Raw genomic sequence first — 24,011 nt, forward strand, 5'->3', positions numbered from 1 at the left:
GGCGGCGGACGCACGCCCCGGCGAGAGGGGTCGGGTCAGCTGATGTCGATCGTTCCGTTGAACATCAGCGGCGTCGGGCCGGGCAGACAGTCGGTGAACGAGCTGGTCGGCATCGGCACCCCGTAGCCGATCATGTTGGGCGCACCGTTCTCGCCCTTGGCCACCGTGATCTGGATGGCCATCGAATCCGGGGCGAACACCATCACCGGTTCGGCGGTGGTGATCGGATACACCAGCGACACCTTGTTGCCCTGAACTCGCAGGCAGGTGACCGGCCCGGTGACCTTCACCGGCAACGGCATGTTCCCGAACTGCCCGGTGGCGACGTAGGTTCCCGTGGCGGGCCCGTCACCCTGCCCTTGCGCGTCGACGTGCAGGATGTTCAACCCGAGTACCTGCATACTGCCGTCGATCGACACCGTCGCCGGCGCCGCCGCGGCCTGCCCCGCACCCGCGGCGACCGCCGCTGCCGCCACCGTCGCGATGCCGAAACGTGTAAGCCCTGTCCTCATGACGAAATCCTCCGAGTAGACGAGTGTGTGCGGCGTGTACCCGGCGCGCGGTCACCAAACCGCGCCGATCACATACTTCTCGACAGGATTCGGCGAATTCTTCGCAAAGCGGACCGAATTCAGGGCAGGAGGGCCAGCGCCGCCTTCTCGATGTCCGTTTCGCTCAGCAGTACGGTGTCCGCGGCGGGGCCGAGCGGCACGAAACTGTCGATGCTGGTGACGCGGGCGAGCGCGCCACGATATCCCGCGTCGAGGAGCACGGCGAAGACCGATTCGGACACACCGCCGCTGTGGCGGGTCTCGTCGGCCACCAGCACCCGGCCTGTCGCGACGGCCTGCTCGAGCAGATCCGCGCCCGGCAACGGGTTCAGCCACCGCAGATCGAGGACGCGGGCATGCACGCCTCTGTCGGCGAGGCGATCGGCGACGCGCAGACTCATCGGAACACCGTTGCCGAAGGTGACGATGGTGAGATCGGTGCCGTCGCCGTAGACGCGGGCGCTCCCGATCGGGACGTGTTCGGTGGCGGGCGAGGCGAGCCATCCATCGTCGCCGGGATGCAGGTCGCGCGTGTGATACAGGGCGATCGGTTCGACGAACACGCAGACCCGGCCGTCCACCCGCGCCGCCGAAACACACGTGCGCAACAGCGCGGCGGCATCGTCGGCGCGGGCCGGGACGGCCACCACCACACCGGGGATATCCCGCAGTGCCGCAAGGGAATTGTCGTTGTGGAAGTGCCCGCCGAAACCCTTCTGGTAGGCCAGTCCCGCGACGCGGACCACCATCGGGTTGCGGTACTGGCCGGCGGAGAAGAACTGCAGCGTCGCCGCTTCGCCCCGGATCTGGTCGGCGGCATTGTGCACATACGCCAGGTACTGGATCTCCGGAATCGGCACGAACCCGGCCAATGCGGTGCCGAGCGCGGTACCGAGCACGGCCTGCTCGTCGAGCAGGGTGTCGAACACCCGCCGCGCCCCGAATCGCTTCCGCAGACCCTTCGTCACCCCGTACACCCCGCCCTTGCGGCCCACGTCCTCACCGAAGACCAGCACGTCGGGGTCGCGGGTGAGGAGTTCGTCGAGGGTGTGGTTGATCGCCTGGGCGAGGGTCATCCTGGGGCCGACAGACAGGCCCTTGCTCGGGGAGTCGGTGGTGGTCGCGGAGCGGAGGACGTCTGCGCGGACGGTCGACGGATGGGAGGGGGCGAGGGGAGCGATGACGGCCGACGCGGAATCCAGCCTCGCCTCGCGCACCACCTCGTCGCTGACCTCGCGCACCCGGTCGGCGATGCGGTCGTAGCGGGCGAGCAGGTCGGACGTGTCGGTGACGCCGGTGGCGAGCAGGTAGCGGGCGGTGCCGAGGAGGGGATCGCGGGCCAGGTCGGCGGCGATATCGGCCGGGCCACGGTAGCCCGCTTCCACATCCGAACCCGCATGGCCGCCGAGGCGGACCGTGCGCATGTGCAGGAAGACCGGGACCCGCCAGGTGCGGGCCAGATACACCGCGTCCTCGGCGGCACCGAGGACATCGGGCAGGTCGCATCCGTCGGCGGCGAGATAGGTCAGGCCGGGGCGTGGACCGTAGGCGCGCTCGATCCAGTCGGCCGGTGTCGGGACGCTGATCCCGATTCCGTTGTCCTCGCAGACGAACACGATGGGCATCGGCACACCCTGGTGGGAGGCGTGGACGGCGGCATTGATCGCACCGGTCGCGGTGGAGTGGTTGGCCGAGGCGTCACCGAAACTGCACACCACCACCGCGTCTCGTGGCCACGGGCACGAAATGCCTTGGCGGGCAGCCCTTTCGATCGCGAACGCGAGGCCGACGGCACGGGGTAGATGCGAGGCGATGGTCGAGGTCTGCGGAATGATCGACGCGGCAGCGCTACCGAACACCTTGTGCCGCCCACCGGAGATCGGATCGCTCGCCGCCGCGACCACCCCGAGCAGCACGTCCCGGATCGGATCCAGGGCGGGCACCCGTTTGCACCGCTGCACGAAGAACGCCCCGGACCGATAGTGCAGCAAGGCCGGATCATCCACCCGCAAGGCCGCCGCCACCGCCGCATTCCCCTCGTGCCCCGACGACCCGATGCTGTAGAACCCCCGCCGAGCAGCCCCCAGCCGCCGCGCCGCCAGATCGAGATGCCTACTCGCCACCTGCGATTCGAACAACTCCAACCCGAACGCCGCATCGATCCCCGCCCTGCCATCGACCGCCCCCGCCGCGAGCCCCACCACAGCAGTCCGGAAAGCCGCATCCAGATCAACCGACCCTCTGCCCACCTCGCCCATTGCCCACTCCTCGCCCGCAGCCGAGCCGACGCCGATCGCCATGCCGAGAGCCCCGATGCTAACGCCGCGACCACCGGTCCACGGCCGACTCGGCTACCGCTGAATCGCGACCGGGCCGAATGAAGTGCCTACGAGAGCATTAATGTATGCGATTCGCATATAATTCTGGATATGGATTCGAGCCTGCGAGCAGCGATAGAGGAGTGGCACGCGAGCGTCGACTCCGGCGACCTCGAGCGGTCTGCGAGGGCCGTCGGAGATCCGGTCGTGGTCCTGGGTCCGAAGGGCGCGGGCTCGATCACGCCCGCGCAGTTCGCGGAGTGGGTCCAGCGCTCGGGAATCACCCTGGTCCCTCGGTCCTGGCACGCGGTCAGCGAGCATCTGGCGGTGGTGGAGCAGGACGCGACTTGGCCGGAGAGCACGGAGCCCATGCGAGTGGCCACGGTCTTCCGCGCCGCAGGCGGTAAGGTCACCGCCGCGTTGCGGATGCCGGACCTCGATGCCGCCCTCGAACTGGCGCACATCTGCCGCGAGATGGCGGCATCCGAGTGAGCGAACAGGGACCGGGGCAGGTTCTGTTCCACTTCGTCCGGCACTGGGCACGTCGGCCGGTTTCGGCGGACATCGAGGGTGATCAGGGGCGCATCGTGGTGGTGTGCGAGGCGGTCCATGCGCTCGGGCAGCGGGGAACCCGGGCGACGGTCACGGCGATCGCGGACGAGATAGGGATCGATCAGAGCGGCGCTTCTCGGTTGATCAAGAGCGCCGCATCAGCGGGCTACCTTGATATGACTACGTCCGCCGGCGATGGTCGACGACGCGAAGCATCGCTCACTCCTGCGGGCCGGTCCCTGCTGGAGCAGGCACATCGCTGGCAGGAAGCCGTCTTCGCTCAGCTGACGACAGGCTGGAGTGAGAAGAAGCGCCGCGACTTCCAGCACGCGATGACCGACCTGATGGACAGCTCGTACGCGGTGGAGGTCCGAGCCGTCGAGCAAGGCTGACGGTGCCGATCATGTCGAACCTGTCGGCACCGTCAGCCGCGCGTCACTCTTCTTCGTCGTCGATATCGACCAGCAGGTCCGTCGCGGCGGCTTCGTCGATGACCCAGGTGGTGGATTCGATGCCGACCGCGCCCGCGGAGGGGACGTCGTCGGGGGAGGCGCCGTTGACGGCGGCGGCTACCGCGGCGGCCTTGCCTTCACCGCTGACCACCAGCATCACGTGGCGGGAGCGGTGCACGGCGGGGAGGGTGAGGGAGACGCGGGTGGGTGGGGGCTTGGGGCAATCGTGGACCGCCACAACGTAATCCGTCTGCTCGCGGACGGCGGGGGAGTGCGGGAAGATCGAGTCGATGTGTCCTTCGGGGCCCATGCCGAGCACCGTCAGGTCGATGTCGCCGCGCTCGTCGAGTTCGGTGTGCAGCAGCTGGGCGTAGGCGGCCGCGGCTTCCTCGGGCGAACCGTACGGGCCGTCGGAGGCGGCGATCGGGAACACCTTCGCCGGATCGAGCGGGACGAAGTCGAGCAGCGCCTCGCGCGCCTGCAGTTCGTTGCGGTCCGGATCGCCCGACGGGACGAAACGCTCGTCGCCCCAGTAGACGTACAGGTTCGACCAGTCGATGTCGCCGGGCGCCTGGCGCACCTTCTCGAGCAGGCGGATGCCGTCGCTGCCACCGGTGAGCGACACCGACGCGTTGCCGCGCTCGGCCTGAGCCGCGACGATCACGGCGACGAAACGTTCGGCGGCGGCGTCGGCGAGCAGTTCCTTGTCGTCGTGCACCTCGACGGTGTTGGCGGGGAATTCCTCGCCGAGCTCGTCGTGCAGTTCGATACGGTCACTCATAGGTCACCTTTTCGATTCCGGCGAGCGCCTCGGCGTAGATCTCGTCGGCGTCGAGCCGGCGCAGTTCCTCGGCGAGACAATCGCGAGTTTCCCGGCGCGCCAGCGCGATTCGCTGGTCGGGGGCACCGGTGCGGGTCAGCGTTGCCGTCCTGCCCAATTGCGGTCGAGCGATGGCGATCGAATCGGTGGCCCGGCGGATCTCCACCCGCAGCTCACCGGTCCGGCGGACGACCGGGCAGTCCAGCCGCGCGGCCAACCACCCCGCCAGCGTATCCAGCGCGGGCTCACTGGCCAGCCCGGACACGCTCACCGACAGCACCGGTTCGAACGGCGGCTCGTCCAGTGCGGCGGCGAGCAGCGCCCGCCAGTAGGTGATGCGGCTCCACGACAGGTCGGTGTCGCCGGGCGCGTAGGAGGCGCAGCGTTTGCCGAGCGCGGCCTGCGGGTCGGGCGCGAACGTGGCGTCGGTGATGCGCCGCTTGGCCAGCTTGCCCACCGAGTCCTGGGACGGAAAGTCCGGCGCCCCACGCGGCCACCACGCCACCACCGGGGTGTCGGGCAGCAGGAACGGCGTCACCACGCTGCTCTCGTGGTTCACCAGCGGACCCTGCAACCGCAGCACGATCACCTCGGCCGCCCCGGCGTCACCGCCCACCCGGATCTGGGCGTCGAGCCGGGTCTCGGCGTCGCGGTCGCCACGGGCGAGCACGATCACGCGACAGGGGTGTTCGCGGCTGGCGTCGTTGGCGGCGTCGATGGCGTCCTCGGCCTCGGACGAATCGAGGGTGCACACGACAAGCGTGAGCACCCGGCCCTGGGTGATGACACCGTTGGACTCGCGCAGCTGCACCATCCGCTTGGCGACCTCGACGGTGTTGGTGTCGGGCATGTCGACGATCACGGGCGCCGCCATTCGCGCCCGCTGCGCGCGAGCATCTCGTCGGCCGAGGTCGGCCCCCAGGTGCCTGCCTCGTAGGGTTCGGGTTTGCCCTCGGCGGCCCAGTGCGCGATCACCGGATCGAGGATGCGCCAGGACAATTCGACCTCCGCGTTGACAGGGAACAGGGACGGCACGCCGAGCAGCACGTCGAGGATCAGGCGTTCGTAGGCCTCGGGGGAGGACTCGGTGAACGCCTCGCCGTAGCTGAAGTCCATGTTCACATCGCGCACCTCCATTCCCGAGCCGGGCACCTTGGAACCGAAACGCAGGGTGATGCCCTCGTCCGGCTGCACCCGGATGACCAGGGCGTTCTGGCCGAGCTCCTCGGTCATGGTCTGGTCGAAGGGCAGGTGCGGCGCGCGTTTGAACACCACCGCGATCTCGGTCACCCTGCGGCCCAGGCGTTTTCCGGTGCGCAGGTAGAACGGCACCCCGGCCCAGCGCCGGTTCTCCACGTGCAGGGTGATCGCGGCGTAGGTCTCGGTGCGCGACTGCGGGTCGAACCCCTCCTCCTGGTGCAGGCCGACCACGTGTTCGCTGCCCTGCCAGCCCTCGGTGTACTGGCCGCGGGCGGTGGTCTCGTCGAGTGGTTCGACGAGTTTGGTCGCCGAGAGCGCCTTGATCTTCTCGGTGGTGAGCTGCATCGGTTCGAAGGAGGTCGGTTCCTCCATGGCGGTCAGCGCCAGCAGTTGCAGCAGGTGGTTCTGGATGACGTCGCGCGCGGCGCCGATGCCGTCGTAATAGCCCGCGCGCCCGCCCAAGCCGATGTCCTCGGCCATGGTGATCTGCACGCTGTCGACGAAATTGGCGTTCCAGATCGGTTCGTAGAGTTCGTTGGCGAAGCGCAACGCCAGGATGTTCTGCACCGTCTCCTTACCGAGATAGTGGTCGATGCGGAACACCTGCTCCTCCGGGAACACCCGGTTGACCAGGGCGTTGAGTTCCTGGGCGCTGGCCAGGTCGTGCCCGAAGGGCTTCTCGATCACCACCCGCCGCCACGGGGTGTAGCCCTCGGGGCGCGGGGCAGCCTTGGCCAGTTCGTGTTCGGAGAGCTGGTCGAGGACCACCGGGAACATATTCGGTGGAATCGACAGGTAGAAGGCGTAATTGCCGCCGGTGCCGCGGGTGGCGTCGAGGTCTTTCAAGGTGGTGGCGAGGGTGGCGAATGCGGTGTCGTCGTCGAAACTGCCCTGCACGAAACGCAGCCCTTCGGCCAGGTGGTCCCAGACCTCCTGGCGAAACGGGGTGCGCGCGTGCTGCTTCACCGCGCTCAGCACCACCGCGGCGAAATCCTCGTCGGCGTAATTGCGCCGGGCGAAACCGACCAGGGCGAAACCAGGGGGCAACAGCCCCTGGTTCGCCAGGTCGTAGATGGCCGGCATCAGCTTCTTACGGGACAGATCCCCGGTGACACCGAAGATCACCATGCAGCAGGGCCCCGCGATGAAAGGCACCCGTTTGTCGCGTTCGTCGCGCAGCGGGTTGTGCCACAGCCCCGCCTTGTCCGTCGTTGCTGCGCCGGCCATCAGATCAGTTGCCCCCTGCCGCCGCGGTGCGCAGTTCCTCGGTGGTGGCGTCGATCAGCTCGCCCCAGGAGGCCTCGAACTTGTCGACACCCTCGCGCTCGAGCACCTCGAACACGTCGGCCAGGTCGACGCCCGCGGCCTCGAGATCGCCGAACACCTGCGCGGCTTCGACGGCCTTCCCGCTGAGCGTGTCGCCCCGCACCTCGCCGTGATCGGCGAAAGCCTGCAGCGTCTTCTCCGGCAGCGTGTTGACCGTGTTCGGGCCGACCAGCTCGGTGACGTACAGGGTGTCGGGGTAGTCCGGGTTCTTCACACCGGTGGAGGCCCACAGCGGCCGCTGCCGGTTGGCGCCCTGGGAGGCCAGGTGGTTGTAGGTGGAGGTGTGCGCCCCACCGTCGAACACGTCCTGGTACTCGGCGTAGGCCAGCCGGGCGTTGGCCACGCCCGCCTTGCCGCGCAGCGCGAGCGCTTCGGGGGTGCCGATCGCCTCGAGCCGCTTGTCGATCTCGGTGTCCACACGGGAGACGAAGAACGACGCGACCGAGTGGATCTTGGCCAGATCGTGGCCCGCGACCTTGGCCTGCCGCAGACCGTCGAGGTAGGCGCCCATCACCGCGCGGTAGCGCGGCACGGAGAAGATCAGCGTGACGTTCACGCTGATGCCCTCGGCGATCACCGAGGTGATCGCGGGCAGGCCAGCCTCGGTGGCCGGGATCTTGATGAAGAGATTCTTGCGGTCGACGATCTTCCACAGCTCGATCGCCTGGGCGACCGTCTTGTCGGCGTCGAAGGCGAAACGCGGGTCGACCTCGATCGACACCCGGCCGTCGACACCGCCCGTCGACTCGAACACCGGGGCGAGCACGTCGCAGGCGGCGCGCACATCGTCGGTGGTGATGGTGCGGATCGCCGCATCGGCGTCGGCGCCTTGGGCCGCAAGGTCTTTCACCTGCGCGTCGTAGGCGTGACCGACACTGAGCGCGGCCTGGAAGATGGACGGGTTCGTGGTGACACCGACGACGCCCCTGGTCGCGATCAGGTCGGCGAGGTTGCCGGACTTGATGCGGTCACGGGACAGATCGTCGAGCCACACCGAGACCCCCGCTGCCGCGAGTGCGGCGAGATTCTCGTTCTGTGCCATGGTTTTACCCCTTCACCTTGTCGAGCGTGCGCTGCGCGGCGGCGACGACGGCATCGGCGGTGATACCGAATTCGCTGTAGAGCTTCTTGAAGTTCGCGGACGCGCCGAAGTGCTCGATCGACACGATCTCGCCCGCGTCACCGACGAGCCGGTACCACGGCATCGCGATGCCGGCCTCGACGACGACCCTGGCGCGGACCGCGGGCGGGAACACCTCGTCGCGGTAGGCCTGGTCCTGTGCGTCGAACCATTCCACACACGGCATCGAGACCACGCGGGTCGGAATGCCCTGTGCCTCCAGGGTAGTGCGTGCCTCGACGGCCAGCTGCAGCTCCGAACCGGTGCCGACGAGGATCAGCTCCGGGGTGCCGGTGGACGCCTCGGCCAGCACGTAGCCGCCCTTGCGCACGCCCTCGTAGCTGGTGCCCTCGAGGGTCGGCACGTCCTGGCGGGTGAGCGCCAGCGCGGACGGGCCGTCTTGGTGGGGAGCGTCGTAGGTGTGGAAGTGCGAGGCGTGCTCGTCGGAGTCGCGCTCGAGGATGGTCCGCCAGGCGTAGGCGGTCTCGTTGGCGTCGCCGGGGCGGACCACGTTGAGGCCGGGGATGGCGCGCAGCGCGGCCAGGTGCTCGATCGGCTGGTGCGTCGGGCCGTCCTCGCCGAGGCCGATGGAGTCGTGGGTCCACACGTAGATCGCGGGCACCCGCATCAGCGCGGCCAGGCGAACCGCCGGGCGCATGTAGTCGGAGAACACCAGGAAGGTGCCACCGTAGGGGCGGGTCGGGCCGTGCAGGGCGATGCCGTTGAGGATCGAGCCCATGGCGTGCTCACGGATACCGAAGTGCAGGGTGCGGCCGTAGGGCTGCGCCTTCCACATGCCGGTGGAGATCGCCTCGGGACCGAAGCTCGGCTGACCGGGCATGGTGGTGTTGTTCGACTCGGCCAGGTCGGCCGAACCGCCCCACAGCTCGGGCAGCACGTCGGCGAGCGAGGCCAGCACCTTGCCGGAGGCCTTGCGGGTGGCCATGCCCTTCGGGTCGGGCTCGAAGGTGGGCAGGTGCTCGGTCCAGCCCTTGGGCAGCGAGCGGGTGAGCAGGCGGTCGAACAGTTCCTTGTTCGACGGGTTCGCCGCGGCCCAGGCGTCGTAGTCGGCCTGCCAGGCCTGCTGGGCCGCCGCGCCGCGCTCGAGCGCCTTGCGGGTGTGCTCGATGACGGCCGGGTCGACGTCGAAGGACTTGTCCGGGTCGAAGCCGAGCGCCTTCTTCACCGCGGCGACCTCGTCGGGGCCGAGCGCCGCGCCGTGCACGCCACCGGTGTTCATCTTGGAGGGGGCCGGGAAGCCGATGATGGTGCGCAGGATGATGATCGACGGCTTGTCGGTCACCGCCTTGGCCGCCTCGATGGCCGCCTCGATCGCCACCACGTCCTCGCCGCCCATGACGGTCTGCACGTGCCAGCCGTAGGCCTCGTAGCGCGCGGCCACGTCCTCGGTGAAGGCGATGTCGGTGTTGTCCTCGATGGAGATCTCGTTGTCGTCGTAGATCAGCACGAGGTTGCCCAGCTGCTGGGTACCCGCGATCGAGGACGCCTCGGCCGTGACACCTTCCTGCATGTCACCGTCGGAGGCGATGACAAAGATGTGGTGGTCGAACGGGCTGGCGCCTTCCGGGGCGTCGGGGTCGAACAGGCCGCGCTCGCGGCGGGCCGCCATCGCCATGCCGACCGCGGAGGCCAGACCCTGGCCGAGCGGGCCGGTGGTGATCTCGACACCGTCGGTGTGGCGGAACTCGGGGTGGCCCGGGGTCAGCGAATCCCACTGGCGCAGCTGCTCGAGGTCGGACAGCTCGAGGCCGAAACCGGCCAGGTACAGCTGGATGTAGAGGGTGAGGCTGGAATGCCCACACGAGAGCACGAAGCGGTCGCGGCCGGACCAGCTCGGGTCGGCCGGGTTGTGGCGCATGACGCGCTGGAAGAGGCTGTAGGCGACGGGGGCGAGGCTCATCGCGGTGCCCGGGTGACCGTTGCCCGCCTTCTGCACCGCATCGGCGGCGAGAACACGGGCGGTATCGACGGCCTTGGTGTCCAGGTCCGTCCAGTCGCTGGGATAGTTCCGCTGAGTGAGGGCGCGAATGTCGTCTGTGACTGACACGACCGTGGTTCTCCTGACCTAGGTTTCGTCGACGGCGAGTAGATGGCAGCGGCGATGGTGTCGTACTGGACCGCACGCGGCCGGGGGTGCGTACCGATGTACAGGAATACCCTAGAGGTGCTGTTCCACCTGATCGGCGCGAACCCTGAGTGTGAGTCTAGTTGCCCATCCCGCGATCACGCCCGGGGTCGCCCCCGGGAATCGGCGCGGCGCGCGGCACGTCGTTCACCTGCGCGTCGGGGTCGGTTCACCGCCGGACGGGCCGCGCGACCCGGGTGACGGCGCCCACGGTGACAGGGGCCTGGCGTGGAGCGGCACCGTCACCCGTCTACCATCGTCTGTAGTAGTGGCCGCGCCGCAGCCGCGCGCTGCTCGTTCCAATGCCGGATGCGAAGCACAGCGTGCGAGGAGAAACAGTGCGGATCGGTAACCAGCCGGGTAGTAGCGGTGCGCACGATTCCTCGACGGCTCTCGCCGATCGTCTGGCGGGCGACAGCGTGTTCGCCCGGGTCGTGCGTAAGCCGCTGGCCTACATCGCGCTCACCAAACCGCGAGTCATCGAGCTCCTGCTCGTCGCGACCATCCCGACCATGCTCCTGGCCGATCGTGGCAATGTCGACATCCGGCTGATCCTGGTCACTCTGTTCGGTGGCTGGATGGGCGCGGCCAGCGCCAACACCCTCAACTGTGTGGTCGACGCCGACATCGACAAGGTGATGAAGCGGACCGCGCGCCGTCCGCTGGCCCGCGACGCGGTGCCCACCTCGCACGCGCTGGTCTTCGGCCTGGCGCTCGGCGCGATCTCCTTCGCCTGGCTGTGGTGGCAGGCCAACCTGCTCAGCGGCGTGCTCGTGGTCGCGACCATCCTGTTCTACGTTTTCGTCTACACCAAGGGCCTCAAGCGCCGGACCTCACAGAACGTGGTGTGGGGCGGCGCGGCCGGCTGTATGCCCGCCCTCGTCGGCTGGTCGGCGGTCACCGGGAACGTCGGCTGGCCCGCGATCGTGCTGTTCGCGGTCATCTTCTTCTGGACGCCGCCGCACACCTGGGCGCTGGCCATGCGCTACAAGGAGGACTACCGGGCGGCGGGCGTGCCGATGCTGCCGGTGGTCGCCACCGAGCAGGTCGTCACCAAGCAGATCGTCATCTACACCTGGCTGACCGTGCTGGCTACCCTCGCCCTCGTCCCGGCGACCGGTGTGATCTACGCGGCCGTCGCGTTGGTCGCGGGTGCCTGGTTCCTGCTCATGGCGCACCAGCTGTACGCGGGTGTGCGCCGGGGTGAATCGGTGAAGCCGCTGCGACTGTTCCTGCAGTCCAACAACTATCTGGCCGTGGTGTTCTGCGGTCTGGCCGTCGACTCGGTGCTCGGCTGGACCACGCTGGGCAGCATCGTCGGTCTGTAATTCTCGCGCACTCGAACCGGCGGCCGGGCAGTGATTGCCCGGCCGCCGGTTTCGCGTCTACGGCAGCAGGACGATCGAACCGGTGGTCTTGCGGGCGGCGAGGTCGCGGTGGGCCTCGGTGGCGTCGGCGAGCGGATAGGTGGCGCCGATGCGCAGTTTCAGCGTGCCCGCCGCGATCGCGTCGAAGATATCCGTTGCGCGCCAGAGGAATTCGGCACGATCGCGGGTGTAGGCACCCAGCGACGGGCGCGTCAGCCACAGCGAACCTGCCGGATTGAGGCGCTGCGGATCGAACGGCGGTACCGGACCGCTGGCCGCACCGAACAGGGCGAGGGTGCCGCGCACTCGCAATGAGGCGAGGCTCGCTTCGAAGGTGCTCGCGCCGACGCCGTCGTAGACGGCAGCGACGCCCTGGCCGTCGGTGAGTTCGCGGACCCGGGCGGCAAGGTCGTCGTCGTAGCGCAGGACCTCGGCGGCACCCGCTTCGCGGGAGAGCTTCTCCTTGGCATCGGTCGAGACCGTGGTGATGACGCGCGCGCCCTTGGCGGCGGCCAGCTGAGTGAGCAGCAGACCGACCCCGCCCGCGCCCGCGTGGACGAGGACCGGGTCGCCGGGTTCGGGGGTGAAGACCGATTCGACCAGGTAGTGCGCGGTCATGCCCTGCAGCAGGGCCGCCGCGGCGACGGCCGGTTCCACGCCCTCGGGCACCTTCACGGCCACCGCCTCGTCGACGGCCACCTTCTCGGCGTAGCTGCCCGGCGCGGCCGCCCACGCCACCCGGTCGCCGACGGCGAACTCGGTGACCTCGGCGCCGACCTCGGCGACCACGCCGGTGCCCTCGGAGCCGGGGATATAGGGCGTGGCCTGCGGATACAGGCCGGTGCGGAAGTAGATGTCGATGTAGTTGACACCCACACCCTTGGTGTCGACCAGCAGTTGTTTCGGGCCGATCCGCGGGTCGTCCACCTCCACCGACCGCAGAACCTCGGGACCACCGTGCTCGGAAACCTGAATCGCGCGCATGAGTCCCCTTTGTACACCCCGTGTTCGGTGTCACTCGGGGGTGGACGCGAAACTACCGACCGGTAAACTCTCGCCCATGAGTACAACCGCCGCGCCCGAGGCCGTGAAGGTGCCCGCCGAGGTCGAGAAGTCCATCGCGAAGTTCGTCGCCGAGCACGGCGGTTCGGGCACGGCCGTGCTGCAGTACCTGGGCGAGCAGGGGGTGCGCATCACCCTCGTCGGCGAGGACGGCGTCCTCGGCGACCGTGTGGTGGCCGATCTGGCGACCGCCAAGGCCGTCGTCGAGCGCGTCGACGGGCTCACCGAGACGGAAGAGTGGGACCGCGAGCTGGTCTCCAAGGTCACCCCGGCCAAGGGGCACTGGGCGAAGATGGCGGGCTGGGTCGCTCGCTCGACCAAGTTCCCCAAGGCCCGCAACGCGAACGTCTTCCCCGGAGCCTGATCCTGGACCGCCGCGATCCAAGCTTTCAGCCGGTCGCCGCAGCACTCACGATGTGAGGCTGCGGCGACCGCGTGCTTTTCGTACCCGGAAGTCGGGAGCCGGTGGTCAGTGCGTCGCCGCGGCGGACACAGCGGGGGCGTCGACGGTCTCTCTGGTGCGCAGGGATGCCCACAGCGCAGCGGTGGCAGCGGTGCAAGCCGCGGCGCCGCCGACGTGGATGGCGACCAGGGCGGCGGGGACGTCGGTGAAGTACTGGACGACACCGACCAGTGCCTGGGACAGGACGATCCCGAGCAGCACGAACAGCCGCTTGCGGATGGCGGGGGTGATGCCGACGGCGTAGAGGCCGAAGGCCAGGCCGATGAGCAGGGCGAGATAGCCGATGAGCAGCTGCGAGTGCAGGTGCACCAGGGTGACGATCTCGACCTCGAGGCGTGCCACCGGGCGGTCGATGCTCTTGTCACCGGCGTGCGGTCCGGCGGCGGTGACCAGCGTGCCCGCGATCAGCACACCAGCCAGCGCCACGCCGCTCAGCGCGGTGAGCCAGCGCAGGGGAGCGGGTACCTGCACGGTGTCGATACCGTCGTCGGGCTGACCGATCTTCGCGTACAGCACCACCGCCAGCCACACCATCACCATCGAGGCGAGCAGGTGCACGGCCACGGTCCACCACAGCAGGCCGGTGCGCACGGTGATGCCGCCGATGATCGCCTGCACGACGGTGCCGCCGGGCATCAGCCAGGCGTAGACGAGGACTTCCTTGCGACGGCGAGCCCGGACGACGGCCAGCACGATCAGCGCCGCGCACAGCGTCACCACGAAGGCGAGCAGCCGGTTGCCGAATTCGACGGTCTGGTGCAGCACCGGCACCTCCGACACCCCGACGGGGGTGAAGCTGCCGGGGAAGCACTGCGGCCAGGTGGGGCAGCCGAGACCGGACGCGGTGACGCGCACGATCGCGCCGGTCACCGAGATCCCGGCCTGGCTCAGAATCACCGCGAGGGCGATGAGCCGCTGGGTCCGCAGCGAGGGGAGTGGCAGCCGGTCGACGAGGCCGATGAAGGCGCGATACAGCACGTCACGATGGTACTGGCAGCCGACTCCCGCTCGATACCCGGGCTACTACAGTGCGTCGTTGGTCACGTCAGTTGAAGCGGAACAGCCGGGTGGCCAGTGCCCCGCACACCACGCCCCATATCGCGAGTACCGCGACGCCGAACCAGTCGATCGACCCGGCCAGCGCCGCTTCCAGGGCGTAGGCCAGCGCGCCGGAGGGAACCAGGCGCGCGATCACCGTCAGCGCGGCGGGCACCGTGTCGACCAGGACGAGACTGGCGATACCGAGCATGACGAACCACAGGATATTGGCCAGGGCGAGCACGATCTCGGCCTTGAGCGTGCCGCCGAGCAGCAGACCCATCGCCGCGAAGGTCGCCGTGCCGAGTGCGATCACCAGCGCGCCGAGGGCCAGCCCGCCCGCACCGGGACGCCACCCGAGCGCCATCCCGATCGCCCCGAGCAGCACCGCCTGCAGCACCACCACGATCAGCACGGCGGCACACTTGCCCGCGATCACACCCCAGCGCGGCAGCGGGGTGGCGCCGAGCCGTTTGAGGGCGCCGTAGCGGCGGTCGAAGCCCACCGCGATGGCCTGACCGGTGAACGCGGTCGACATCACCGCCGTCATCATCACCATCGGCACGACCCGGTTCACGCGGTCGGCACCCAGATCGCCGAACGGCAGCAGGGTGAGCCCGATCAGCAGGGTGATCGGGATGAACATGGTGAGCAGCAGCTGTTCGCCGTTGCGCAGCAACAGTTTCAGCTCGAGCGTGGTCTGCGCGACGAGCATCGCGGCGCGCGAGGCGGGGCGTGGGTCGGGGGTGAAGGTGCCGGGCTGGAACCGGCTCACGGTCTCGGTCATCCGCGCAGGTCCCGTCCGGTGAGTTCGAGGAAGACGTCCTCGAGGCGTCGCTGATCGATGCGGATGTCGGTGGCGAGCACGTCCATCCGCGCGCACCAGGCGGTGACCGTCGCCAGGACCTGCGGGGTGATCTCGCCTTCGACCAGGTAGGTGCCCGGCGTGGTCTCGTGCGGCGAGAACCCCTCGGGCAGAGCCGATTTCAGCAGTTCGATGTCGAGTTTCGGTGGCGCGCAGAACCGCAGCTGGCCGGCGGCGCCGTGCGCGGTGACCTCGGCGGGGGTGCCCTGGGCGACGATCTCACCGTGGTCGATGATGACGAGCTGGTCGGCGAGCTGTTCGGCCTCGTCCATCATGTGCGTGGTGAGCACGACGCTCACCCCGTCGCGGCGCAGGGCATCGATCAGTTCCCACACGATCAGCCGGGCCTGGGCGTCCAGGCCGGCCGTCGGTTCGTCGAGGAACACGATCTCCGGCCTGCCGACCAGGGCGCAGGCGAGGGCGAGGCGCTGCTGCTGACCGCCCGAGAGGCGCCGGTAGGGGGTGCGCCGGTTGTCCTGCAGGCCGAGGGTGCGCAGCAGCCAGTCGGGGTCGATGGGGTCGGCGGAATAGGCCGCGACCAGGTCGAGCATCTCGCCCGCGCGGGCGCCGGGGTAGGCGCCGCCGCCCTGCAACATCACCCCGATGCGTGGCCGCAGCTGTTCGGAGTCGGCGATCGGGTCGAGACCGAGCACGCGGACCGTGCCCGCGTCGGGGCGCACGAAGCCCTCGCACATCTCGACGGTGGTGGTCTTGCCCGCGCCGTTGGGGCCGAGCAGCGCGAAAACCTGCGCCTGCTCCACGTCGAAACGCAGGCCGTCGACCGCGGTGGTGTCGCCGTAGCGCTTGACCACGCCGTCGACGCTAACGGCGGGTCCCGGGCTTCTCGTCACGATGTGACACGGTAAGCCGTGGCCTCCTGTGACGGAGCCGACACCCCCGCCTGGGCCCGCCACGGCAGGGTGTGCCGGGTGAGGACGTAGAACAGCGCGAAGCACACCGCGGCGGCCAGGGCGGCGCCGATGATCTGGAAGACCTGGAATTCGGCACCACGCGGCATGACGAGCATCGACACCACCGCCGAGAACGCCACGGCGGGCACGCGGAACACCGGTTGTGTGGCCCAGGCGGCGAGCGGGACGATCGCCCACAGCAAGTACCACGGCTGGACCACCGGGAACAGCAGCACGATCGCGCCGAGCGACACACCGAGCGCGCCCACCGGATGCAGACGGCCGGTGCCGGTGGCCACCAGCATCCGCACCGTCACATAGCCCGCGACGAGCCCCGCGATGGGCCGGGTGATCGACAGCAGTGCCGTGGTGTGGTCGCCGAGCCCGAGCAGCACGCCGCCGAAACCGGTGATGACACCGATCACCGTCGGCAACGACATCCAGCTGCGCACCGCGTTGGCGACGCTGAGGGTGAACACCCACCCGAAGCCGAGCCCGCTGGCCCAGCTCACGAAAAGCGTTGTCGCCCCGGCGATCACCCCGAGCAGAGCGGCGGCCTTGACGACGGCGAGCAGGCTGCCGCCCCAGCGCCGGGCCAGCGCCATCCCGACGAAGCCGAGCGCGATGATGGAGGTGAACTTGATCGACGACGACAGCGTGATCACCACCGCGCCGCCGATCAGCAGGGCGTAGCCGCGGGCGTCCAGTGGTGGCATGGCGCCGTTGAGGCTGTCGCGCCGTCCCCCGTCGCCGTAGATGGCACGCAGCGTGAGCTCCATGCCCGCCAGCATCAGACCGATCATCAGCGCGTCGTTGTGCACGCCGCCGACCAGGTGGAACAGCACGAGCGGGTTGGCCGCGCCGAGCCACAGCGCGCTCACCGGCGCCACCCCGCAGCGCACCGAGAGCCGGGGCAGTGCCCACACGATCAAGGCGACGCCCGCGAGCGCGAGCAACCGGTGCACCCAGACGCCCGCGATGATGTTGTCGCCGGTCAGCTCGGCGATACCGCGCCCGATCCACAGGAAGAGCGGGCCGTAGGGCGCCGGTGTGTCACGCCAGATGGTGGGCACGTTGTTGGTGAGGACGTTGTCGATCCCGAGCCCGGCGACGGGCCCCTCCGCGTACGGGTCGATGCCGCGCGCGGCGATCTCGCTCTGGGCCAGGTAGGAGTAGACGTCGTTGCTGAACATCGGCGGCGCCACCGACAGCGGGATGATCCACAGCAGCAGTGTCCGGTCGAGCTGGGACCGGGTGAGCCGGTGCAGTGGCGATCCGGCCAGGCCGCCGATCGCGAAGCGCCCCAACAGCAACCAGGCCCCGATCACCAGCACGGTGCCGAACATGCACATCGCCAGCGACCCCGTGTGCGCGCGAGCGAAGATGCCGAGCACCCGTACACCGGAGACCGGATTCTGGTGCACGGGCTGTGCGCCGATGCCGAGCGCGGCGATGGCCATCAGCACTGCGCCGGTGGCACCCATCAAGCGGATGCGGTCCAGCTGGGCGCGTTCGCGTTTGTCGAGGCCGGGGACCTCGGTCTCGTCGCGGTGCAGGGCCGCGACGGTGTGATCGGGCGCGGGCACGTCGAACCCGAGGGCTCGCCGCCCGAACGCCAGTGTCTTGCGCGCCGCGCCCTCCAGTACCGCCACGGGGTCGAAGCCTAGTGCGCCCGGCCGCGATCGTTGTGGCACCGGTCGGCGTCGCCGCCCCGACCTGCGCGAATCAGGCGGGACCGACGAACACCGGGTCGGTGCGTACCCAGAGCGCGGCCGCGACGATGACGACCAGACAGATCACCGCGACCAGGCCCATCGCCACCCAGCCGATGCGCTGCGCCGACCGCAGATCCCGCGCCGACAGCCAGCCGGGGACGAACAGGATGCCCAGCGCGCTGAGCGTGCCCGCCGCCAGTCCACCGAGGTGCCCCCACAGCGAGATCCCCGGCAGCGAGAAACTGATCAGCACGTTGACGCCGATGACGACCAGCATCGGGGTCGGGCTCTGCCGCAACCGGATCAGCGTCACCGTCACGGCGCCGAACAGGCCGTAGACGGCGCCTGAAGCACCGGCGGTCATGGTGTACGGATCCGACAGCGCCATCACCGCCGCCGAACCGCCGAGCAGCGAGACCAGATAGAGGCATCCGTAGGTGACCCGGCCGAGCACCTGCTCGAGATCGCGGCCGACGACGTAGAGCGCGAACATGTTGACCAGCAGATGGATCGCGCCGTAGTGCAGGAACCCGGAACCGAGCACCCGCCACCACTCACCGTCGGCGACCAGCAGCGGCACCAGCACGAACTCGCCGAACACCGACGAACCCCGATGGTTCTGCATCGGGTTGCCCGCCTGCGCGGCGGTCACCAGGTAGACCAGGACATTGATCGCGATCAGCCCGTAGGTCACCATCGGCACCGGCGACGCGCCTGCCCGCGCGCCCGCGACGGTGCGCACCGGCCGCACGTCGCGCTGTCCCTGCCGGACGCAGTCCACACAGTGCTGGCCGACGGCGGCCGGCCGCAGGCATTCGGGGCAGGCGGGGCGGCCGCAGCGAGTACACGCGAGGCCGGTCGGCCGGTCGGGGTGGCGGACGCACGTCTGTGCGGGCGGGTGTGACACATGGTCATCGTGCCATGAGTCACCGACACGAGTCGGTGTCCGGCCACCCGGTTTCGACCGTCCCCGCCGGGCTATGCGCCACCCATGACGTCTCTGTGGTTGAACAACGCCGAAGTCCCCGCCCGATTACGGCTGACCCCCGGTTCGCACTTCGACACCGTCGTCCTCGGCGCGGGCATCGTCGGGTTGACGACCGCGCTGCTGCTGGCCCAGCGTGGCCGCGAGGTGGCGGTGATCGAGGCGAAACGGGTCGGTGCGGGCACCACGGCCGCGTCGACAGCGAAAGTCTCGCTCCTGCAAGGCACCCGGGCCCAGACCATCGCCCGCAGGCACGGCATCGCGACCCTCTCGCGCTACGTCGCCGCCAATCTCGACGGGTTCGACTGGTTGCTGGATTTCTGTGCCGGACGCGACCTCGCCGTCGAGCGCGTGGCCGCCTACACCTACGCCCAGAACGAATCCGAGATGTCGGCTGTGCGAGCGGAATTCGAGGCCACCCGGTCGGCCGGACTGCCCACCGACCTCGTCGACGACGTCGACGTTCCGTTCCCGCTCCACGGTGCCGTGCGGCTGCGCGAGCAGGCCCAGCTCAACCCGATGGCCTTCCTGGCCGCCCTCGCCGCCGAAGTCGAAACCCAGGGCGGGTCGATCTTCGAATCGACGCGCGCACAACGGCTTCGCCATCACGACGGCCGGGTGGTGATCGGTACCGAACACGGCGAGGTGGATGCGAACAACGTCGTCGTCGCGACCGGGACACCGATCTTCGACCGGGGCGGCTACTTCGCTCGCGTCACCGCCCAGCGCTCCTATCTGGCCGCGTTCAAGGTGCCAGGGCCGATGCCGGAGGAGATGTATATCAGTGCGGGACAACCGATCCGGTCGCTGCGCCGCTACCCGGCCGACGACGTGCTCCTGGTCGGTGGCAGCGGCCACGAGGTGGGCCGCGAGGATTCCGCGGAGGCCCACGTGCGAGACCTGCTCGACTGGACCGGCCGCTGGTTCCCCGGCGCGGAGCTGCGGCACCGGTGGTCGGCGCAGGACTACCACCCCGTCGGCGAACTTCCCTACGTCGGCCCGCTCGTGCCCGGTCGCGAGGAAGTCCTCGTCGCCACCGGTTTCGCCAAGTGGGGTTTCACCAACGGTGCCGCCGCCGCCCTCGCCCTCGCGGGCCGCATCACCGGCGACGCTCCGAAATGGGCCGACACCCTCTCCGCCTGGCGGCTCGGCGAAGTCGCCTCCCTCCCGGCGGGCGCCCGCGCCAACGCGACCGTCGCCCGCTATCTGTCCACCGGCTGGCTGCACCTGCTCGGCGCCGACGAGCACAGCATTCCCCCGGAAGGCTGCGGCCGCGTCGAACGCCACGGGCTGCATCCCACCGCCGTCTCCACCGTCGACGGCGTCACCACCGAGATCTCCGCGATCTGCCCCCACCTGGGCGGCATCCTCCACTGGAACGACGCCGAACGTACCTGGGACTGCCCCCTGCACGGCTCCCGCTTCGAACCCGACGGCGCCGTCATCGAAGGCCCGGCCACCCACCCACTCTCTCCCCGCTGAGCTGGACTGGTCTCGGGATTGCTCGCCGGGGCGTGCGGAGATCTGCCGGGTGTGCGATGAGTCACCTCGCGGTCTGTGGACGGGTCGGCGGGTATGGGCCGCACCTGGGGTTTTACGAAGTCCGCGTGGTGGTGTGACGTCTTCGTCGCAGGTCAGGGTGCCCTTGGCAAGGTGACCCTTATTAGATTTAGGGAAGTAATTCCGCCACACTGGTGTTGTGAAAACCGTGGGTTTGCGGACAGGCGTGGAAGGGACCGGTCGTAAGACGACCGGCACCCGGTCGTCTGCTGTGCCCGCGCACGAGGGGCAGACCCGGGCGGCCATCGTCCAGTTGCTGCTCGAGCAGGGTCCGATCACCGCCACCGCCATCAGTGCCGAACTCGGGCTCGCGCCCGCGGGGGTGCGCAGGCACCTCGACGCGCTGATCGACGCAGGTCAGGCACGCGCGAGCCGATCGGCGCCGTGGCAGCAGAAGGGGCGCGGCAGGCCCGCCAAGCAATACCAGCTCACCGCCGCCGGACGTGGCAACCTCGGCCACGCCTACGACGACCTGGCAGGCGCCGCCATCCGTCAGCTCGGTGAGATCGGCGGCGACGAGGCGATCAGCGAGTTCGCCCGCAAACGGGTACGCACGATCGTCGACGGCATCGAGCCGGTCGCCGAGCACAGTGCCCCCGTGATCGAGGCCAAGGTCGAGGAGATCGCCGAGGCGTTCGCCGACGCCGGTTTCGCCGCGACCACCCGCCAGGTGGGTGCCGGTGTGCAGATCTGCCAGCATCATTGCCCGGTGGCCCACGTGGCCGAGGAGTTCCCGCAGCTGTGCGCCGCCGAACTGGACGCTTTCCGCGACCTGCTCGGCACCCACGTGCAGCGACTTGCGACGATCGCCAACGGCGATTGCGCCTGCACCACCCATGTGCCGCTGGTCGCGGTGCCGAAAATCCCATCCGCCGCACAGCCCGCGGCGGAACGAAGCAACGACTCCGGAAGGAGTGCCGAATGACGACAACCACCGACCAGGTGCAACCGCTGACCCAGGACGAAACCATTGCCTCACTGGGCAACTACGGTTACGGCTGGTCCGATTCGGATGTCGCGGGCGCCAGTGCGCAACGCGGCCTGTCGGAGGCTGTCGTTCGCGACATCTCGGCCAAGAAGAGCGAGCCGGAGTGGATGCTCGACATCCGCCTCAAGGCGCTGCGCATCTTCGACCGCAAGCCCATGCCGAACTGGGGTTCCAACCTCGACGGCATCGACTTCGACAACATCAAGTACTTCGTTCGCTCCTCGGAGAAGCAGGCCGAGAGCTGGGAAGACCTGCCCGAGGACATCAAGAACACCTACGACAAGCTGGGCATCCCCGAGGCCGAGAAGCAGCGTCTCGTGTCCGGTGTCGCCGCGCAGTACGAGTCCGAGGTCGTCTACCACTCCATCCGCGAGGACCTGGAGAAGCAGGGCGTCATCTTCCTCGACACCGACACCGCGCTCAAGGAGCACCCGGAGATCTTCCAGGAGTACTTCGGTTCGGTGATCCCCGCCGGTGACAACAAGTTCTCCGCGCTCAACACCGCCGTGTGGTCGGGTGGCTCGTTCATCTACGTGCCGCCGGGCGTGCACGTCGACATCCCGCTGCAGGCCTACTTCCGGATCAACACCGAGAACATGGGCCAGTTCGAGCGGACGCTGATCATCGTCGACGAGGACGCCTACGTCCACTACGTCGAGGGCTGCACCGCGCCGATCTACAAGTCCGACTCGCTGCACTCCGCGGTCGTCGAGATCATCGTGAAGAAGGGCGGCCGCTGCCGCTACACGACCATCCAGAACTGGTCCAACAACGTCTACAACCTGGTCACCAAGCGGGCCAAGGCCGAGGCGGGCGCCACCATGGAGTGGGTCGACGGCAACATCGGCTCCAAGGTCACCATGAAGTACCCGGCGGTCTGGATGACCGGTGAGCACGCGCACGGCGAGGTCCTGTCCGTCGCGTTCGCCGGCCCCGGCCAGCACCAGGACACCGGCGCCAAGATGCTGCACCTGGCCCCGCACACCTCCTCGACCATCGTGTCGAAGTCGGTGGCGCGTGGCGGTGGTCGCGCGTCGTACCGCGGTCTGGTCCAGGTGAACAAGGGCGCCTACGGCTCTAAGTCGACGGTGAAGTGTGACGCGCTGCTGGTCGACACGATCAGCCGCTCCGACACCTACCCCTACGTCGACATCCGCGAGGACGACGTGACCATGGGCCACGAGGCGACGGTCTCGAAGGTGTCCGAGGATCAGCTGTTCTACCTGATGAGCCGCGGTCTCACCGAGGACGAGGCGATGGCCATGGTGGTGCGCGGCTTCGTGGAGCCCATCGCCAAGGAACTGCCGATGGAATACGCACTGGAACTGAACCGGCTCATCGAGCTGCAGATGGAAGGGGCCGTGGGCTGATGTCGACGCTCGAGACGCCGACCCAGAATCCGGGCGCGGGCGCCGCGGTCAACAAGGGCGAGGTCTTCACCTCGTTCGACGTGGACGCATTCGAGATCCCGTCGGGTCGTGACGAGGCGTGGCGGTTCACCCCGCTGCGTCGGCTGCGCGGCCTGCACGACGGTACGGCCGTGCGTGACGGTCAGGCCACTGTCGAGGTGAGCGAAGTCGCCGGTGTCACCGTGGAAACGGTCGACCGCACCGACGCCCGGCTCGGTCAGGCCGGTACCCCGGCCGATCGCGTTGCCGCCCAGGCCTATTCGGGCTTCGAGACCGCGACCGTCATCACCGTCGGCAAGGAGACCGAGGTTTCCGACCCCGTCACCGTGACCGTCACCGGTCCCGGCGAGGGCAAGACCGCCTACGGCCACCTGCAGATCCGGCTGGACAACTTCGCCGTCGCCACGATCGTGCTCGATCAGCGCGGCAGCGGAACCTACGCCGAGAACGTCGAATTCGTGCTCGGTGACAGCGCCAAGCTCACCGTCGTCGCCGTCCAGGAATGGGCCGACGACGCCGTGCACGTCACCGCGCATCACCTGAAGCTGGGTCGCGACGCGAACCTGCGCCACGTGTCGGCCACCCTCGGCGGCGACCTGGTCCGCCTGTCGGGCACCGTGCGCTACGCCGGTCCCGGCGGCGAGGCCGAGCTGTTCGGCCTGTACTTCGCCGACGCGGGCCAGCACTTCGAGCAGCGGCTGCTGGTCGATCACGCCGAGCCCAACTGCAAGTCCAACGTGCTGTACAAGGGTGCGCTGCAGGGTGACCCGTCCTCGCCGAAGGGTGACGCCCGCACGGTCTGGATCGGCGATGTGCTGATCCGCGCCGCGGCCGAGGGCACCGACACCTACGAAGCGAACCGCAACCTGGTGCTCACCGACGGCGCCCGCGCCGATTCGGTGCCGAACCTGGAGATCGAGACCGGTGAGATCGCCGGTGCCGGACACGCGAGTGCCACCGGCCGCTTCGACGACGAGCAGCTGTTCTACCTGCGCGCGCGTGGCATTCCCGAGGACGTCGCCCGCCGCCTGGTGGTGCGTGGCTTCTTCTTCGAGATCATCCAGAAGGTCACGGTCCCCGAGGTCCGGGAGCGGCTCGAGGCGGCCATCGAGGCCGAGCTCGCCACTGTCGGTATCTGACACCCACTTACTGCAACGAAGGAT

The 24,011-nt window shown here is 69.1% G+C and carries 21 protein-coding genes; 8 read left to right on the forward strand and 13 right to left on the reverse strand.

Annotation, left to right across the window (positions count from 1 at the left end; genetic code table 11):
- Positions 1-35: 35 nt before the first annotated feature.
- Together AB0I19_RS08365 and AB0I19_RS08370 are read right to left on the reverse strand one after the other, a co-directional pair.
- Entirely contained in the window at positions 36-512 is a 477-nt protein-coding gene (locus tag AB0I19_RS08365) for a hypothetical protein (protein WP_167353233.1), read from the reverse strand.
- Positions 513-631: 119 nt separating this feature from the next.
- Entirely contained in the window at positions 632-2,851 is a 2,220-nt protein-coding gene (locus AB0I19_RS08370; RefSeq protein ID WP_357146081.1) for a thiamine pyrophosphate-dependent enzyme, read from the reverse strand.
- 129 nt (positions 2,852-2,980) lie between these two features.
- Here AB0I19_RS08370 and AB0I19_RS08375 point away from each other — a divergent pair, with 129 nt between their 5' ends.
- Both AB0I19_RS08375 and AB0I19_RS08380 read left to right on the forward strand, forming a co-directional pair.
- Entirely contained in the window at positions 2,981-3,361 is a 381-nt protein-coding gene (locus AB0I19_RS08375) for a hypothetical protein (protein ID WP_357146084.1), read from the forward strand.
- Positions 3,358-3,813 (forward strand): MarR family winged helix-turn-helix transcriptional regulator, encoded by a 456-nt coding sequence (locus tag AB0I19_RS08380; protein WP_357146086.1) that lies wholly within the window; start codon positions 3,358-3,360, stop codon positions 3,811-3,813. Before AB0I19_RS08375 ends, AB0I19_RS08380 begins: the two co-directional genes overlap by 4 nt.
- A 43-nt stretch (positions 3,814-3,856) precedes the next feature.
- Here AB0I19_RS08380 and pgl read toward each other — a convergent pair whose 3' ends face one another.
- Genes pgl through tkt form a run of 5 tightly spaced genes read right to left on the reverse strand, consistent with a single transcriptional unit; the run spans position 3,857 to position 10,407 of the window.
- Positions 3,857-4,654, reverse strand: coding sequence for a 6-phosphogluconolactonase (pgl, locus tag AB0I19_RS08385; protein WP_084456401.1), 798 nt, complete (start codon positions 4,652-4,654; stop codon positions 3,857-3,859).
- Positions 4,647-5,555: a glucose-6-phosphate dehydrogenase assembly protein OpcA gene (gene opcA, locus AB0I19_RS08390; RefSeq protein WP_067636576.1), complete on the reverse strand. Its 909-nt coding sequence runs from the start codon at positions 5,553-5,555 to the stop codon at positions 4,647-4,649. Before opcA ends, pgl begins: the two co-directional genes overlap by 8 nt.
- Positions 5,552-7,120 (reverse strand): glucose-6-phosphate dehydrogenase, encoded by a 1,569-nt coding sequence (gene zwf / locus AB0I19_RS08395; RefSeq protein WP_357146089.1) that lies wholly within the window; start codon positions 7,118-7,120, stop codon positions 5,552-5,554. The genes opcA and zwf overlap by 4 nt, the downstream gene beginning before the upstream one ends.
- A 4-nt stretch (positions 7,121-7,124) precedes the next feature.
- Positions 7,125-8,261: a transaldolase gene (tal, locus tag AB0I19_RS08400; RefSeq protein ID WP_357146092.1), complete on the reverse strand. Its 1,137-nt coding sequence runs from the start codon at positions 8,259-8,261 to the stop codon at positions 7,125-7,127.
- 4 nt (positions 8,262-8,265) lie between these two features.
- A complete protein-coding gene (gene tkt, locus AB0I19_RS08405; protein WP_356984263.1) occupies positions 8,266-10,407 on the reverse strand; it encodes a transketolase in 2,142 nt (713 codons plus the stop codon).
- A 416-nt stretch (positions 10,408-10,823) separates the two neighbouring features.
- On the opposite strand from tkt, the gene AB0I19_RS08410 reads away from it, so the two are divergent.
- Complete coding sequence (locus AB0I19_RS08410; protein WP_067636019.1) at positions 10,824-11,813, forward strand: heme o synthase; 990 nt, start codon at positions 10,824-10,826, stop codon at positions 11,811-11,813.
- 57 nt (positions 11,814-11,870) lie between these two features.
- Here the strand turns inward: AB0I19_RS08410 and AB0I19_RS08415 are convergent, their stop codons facing one another.
- A complete protein-coding gene (locus AB0I19_RS08415) occupies positions 11,871-12,836 on the reverse strand; it encodes a quinone oxidoreductase (RefSeq protein WP_357146095.1) in 966 nt (321 codons plus the stop codon).
- 76 nt (positions 12,837-12,912) lie between these two features.
- Between AB0I19_RS08415 and AB0I19_RS08420 the strand changes: the two genes are divergently transcribed.
- On the forward strand, positions 12,913-13,278 hold the full coding sequence (locus tag AB0I19_RS08420) for a hypothetical protein (protein ID WP_067636574.1): 366 nt from the start codon (positions 12,913-12,915) through the stop codon (positions 13,276-13,278).
- 105 nt (positions 13,279-13,383) lie between these two features.
- On the opposite strand, the gene AB0I19_RS08425 is transcribed toward AB0I19_RS08420, so the two are convergent.
- The 5 genes from AB0I19_RS08425 to AB0I19_RS08445 form a co-directional block, all read right to left on the reverse strand.
- A complete protein-coding gene (locus tag AB0I19_RS08425) occupies positions 13,384-14,355 on the reverse strand; it encodes a heme A synthase (protein WP_357146098.1) in 972 nt (323 codons plus the stop codon).
- Positions 14,356-14,422: 67 nt separating this feature from the next.
- Positions 14,423-15,202, reverse strand: a complete 780-nt coding sequence (locus AB0I19_RS08430; RefSeq protein WP_357146101.1) for an ABC transporter permease — start codon at positions 15,200-15,202, stop codon at positions 14,423-14,425.
- Complete coding sequence (locus tag AB0I19_RS08435) at positions 15,199-16,134, reverse strand: ABC transporter ATP-binding protein (protein WP_174550292.1); 936 nt, start codon at positions 16,132-16,134, stop codon at positions 15,199-15,201. The genes AB0I19_RS08430 and AB0I19_RS08435 overlap by 4 nt, the downstream gene beginning before the upstream one ends.
- Complete coding sequence (gene mptB, locus AB0I19_RS08440) at positions 16,128-17,843, reverse strand: polyprenol phosphomannose-dependent alpha 1,6 mannosyltransferase MptB (protein ID WP_357146104.1); 1,716 nt, start codon at positions 17,841-17,843, stop codon at positions 16,128-16,130. Before mptB ends, AB0I19_RS08435 begins: the two co-directional genes overlap by 7 nt.
- A 73-nt stretch (positions 17,844-17,916) precedes the next feature.
- Positions 17,917-18,813 (reverse strand): rhomboid family intramembrane serine protease, encoded by an 897-nt coding sequence (locus AB0I19_RS08445; protein WP_357146106.1) that lies wholly within the window; start codon positions 18,811-18,813, stop codon positions 17,917-17,919.
- Positions 18,814-18,897: 84 nt separating this feature from the next.
- Between AB0I19_RS08445 and AB0I19_RS08450 the strand changes: the two genes are divergently transcribed.
- The 4 genes from AB0I19_RS08450 (at position 18,898) to sufD (ending at position 23,987) form a co-directional block, all read left to right on the forward strand.
- Entirely contained in the window at positions 18,898-20,373 is a 1,476-nt protein-coding gene (locus AB0I19_RS08450) for an FAD-dependent oxidoreductase (RefSeq protein WP_357146109.1), read from the forward strand.
- A gap of 244 nt (positions 20,374-20,617) precedes the next feature.
- Positions 20,618-21,376, forward strand: coding sequence for a metalloregulator ArsR/SmtB family transcription factor (locus AB0I19_RS08455; RefSeq protein ID WP_181698144.1), 759 nt, complete (start codon positions 20,618-20,620; stop codon positions 21,374-21,376).
- On the forward strand, positions 21,373-22,809 hold the full coding sequence (gene sufB, locus AB0I19_RS08460; protein ID WP_181698058.1) for a Fe-S cluster assembly protein SufB: 1,437 nt from the start codon (positions 21,373-21,375) through the stop codon (positions 22,807-22,809). Before AB0I19_RS08455 ends, sufB begins: the two co-directional genes overlap by 4 nt.
- Complete coding sequence (gene sufD, locus AB0I19_RS08465; RefSeq protein WP_067636004.1) at positions 22,809-23,987, forward strand: Fe-S cluster assembly protein SufD; 1,179 nt, start codon at positions 22,809-22,811, stop codon at positions 23,985-23,987. Before sufB ends, sufD begins: the two co-directional genes overlap by 1 nt.
- The last annotated feature ends 24 nt before the right edge of the window (positions 23,988-24,011 follow it).

This window comes from Nocardia sp. NPDC050413 (assembly GCF_040655475.1).
GTDB classification, from domain to species: Bacteria; Actinomycetota; Actinomycetes; order Mycobacteriales; family Mycobacteriaceae; genus Nocardia; species Nocardia coubleae.

Bases quoted from the DNA above. Each gene is read 5' to 3' on its own strand.
- AB0I19_RS08450 (WP_357146109.1), top strand. From the start codon at position 18,898: ATGACGTCTCTGTGGTTGAACAACGCCGAAGTCCCCGCCCGATTACGG.
- AB0I19_RS08430 (WP_357146101.1), bottom strand. From the start codon at position 15,202: ATGACCGAGACCGTGAGCCGGTTCCAGCCCGGCACCTTCACCCCCGAC.
- AB0I19_RS08420 (WP_067636574.1), top strand. From the start codon at position 12,913: ATGAGTACAACCGCCGCGCCCGAGGCCGTGAAGGTGCCCGCCGAGGTC.
- tal (WP_357146092.1), bottom strand. From the start codon at position 8,261: ATGGCACAGAACGAGAATCTCGCCGCACTCGCGGCAGCGGGGGTCTCG.
- AB0I19_RS08370 (WP_357146081.1), bottom strand. From the start codon at position 2,851: ATGGCGATCGGCGTCGGCTCGGCTGCGGGCGAGGAGTGGGCAATGGGC.
- zwf (WP_357146089.1), bottom strand. From the start codon at position 7,120: ATGGCCGGCGCAGCAACGACGGACAAGGCGGGGCTGTGGCACAACCCG.
- AB0I19_RS08415 (WP_357146095.1), bottom strand. From the start codon at position 12,836: ATGCGCGCGATTCAGGTTTCCGAGCACGGTGGTCCCGAGGTTCTGCGG.
- AB0I19_RS08375 (WP_357146084.1), top strand. From the start codon at position 2,981: ATGGATTCGAGCCTGCGAGCAGCGATAGAGGAGTGGCACGCGAGCGTC.
- pgl (WP_084456401.1), bottom strand. From the start codon at position 4,654: ATGAGTGACCGTATCGAACTGCACGACGAGCTCGGCGAGGAATTCCCC.
- sufD (WP_067636004.1), top strand. From the start codon at position 22,809: ATGTCGACGCTCGAGACGCCGACCCAGAATCCGGGCGCGGGCGCCGCG.
- AB0I19_RS08365 (WP_167353233.1), bottom strand. From the start codon at position 512: ATGAGGACAGGGCTTACACGTTTCGGCATCGCGACGGTGGCGGCAGCG.
- sufB (WP_181698058.1), top strand. From the start codon at position 21,373: ATGACGACAACCACCGACCAGGTGCAACCGCTGACCCAGGACGAAACC.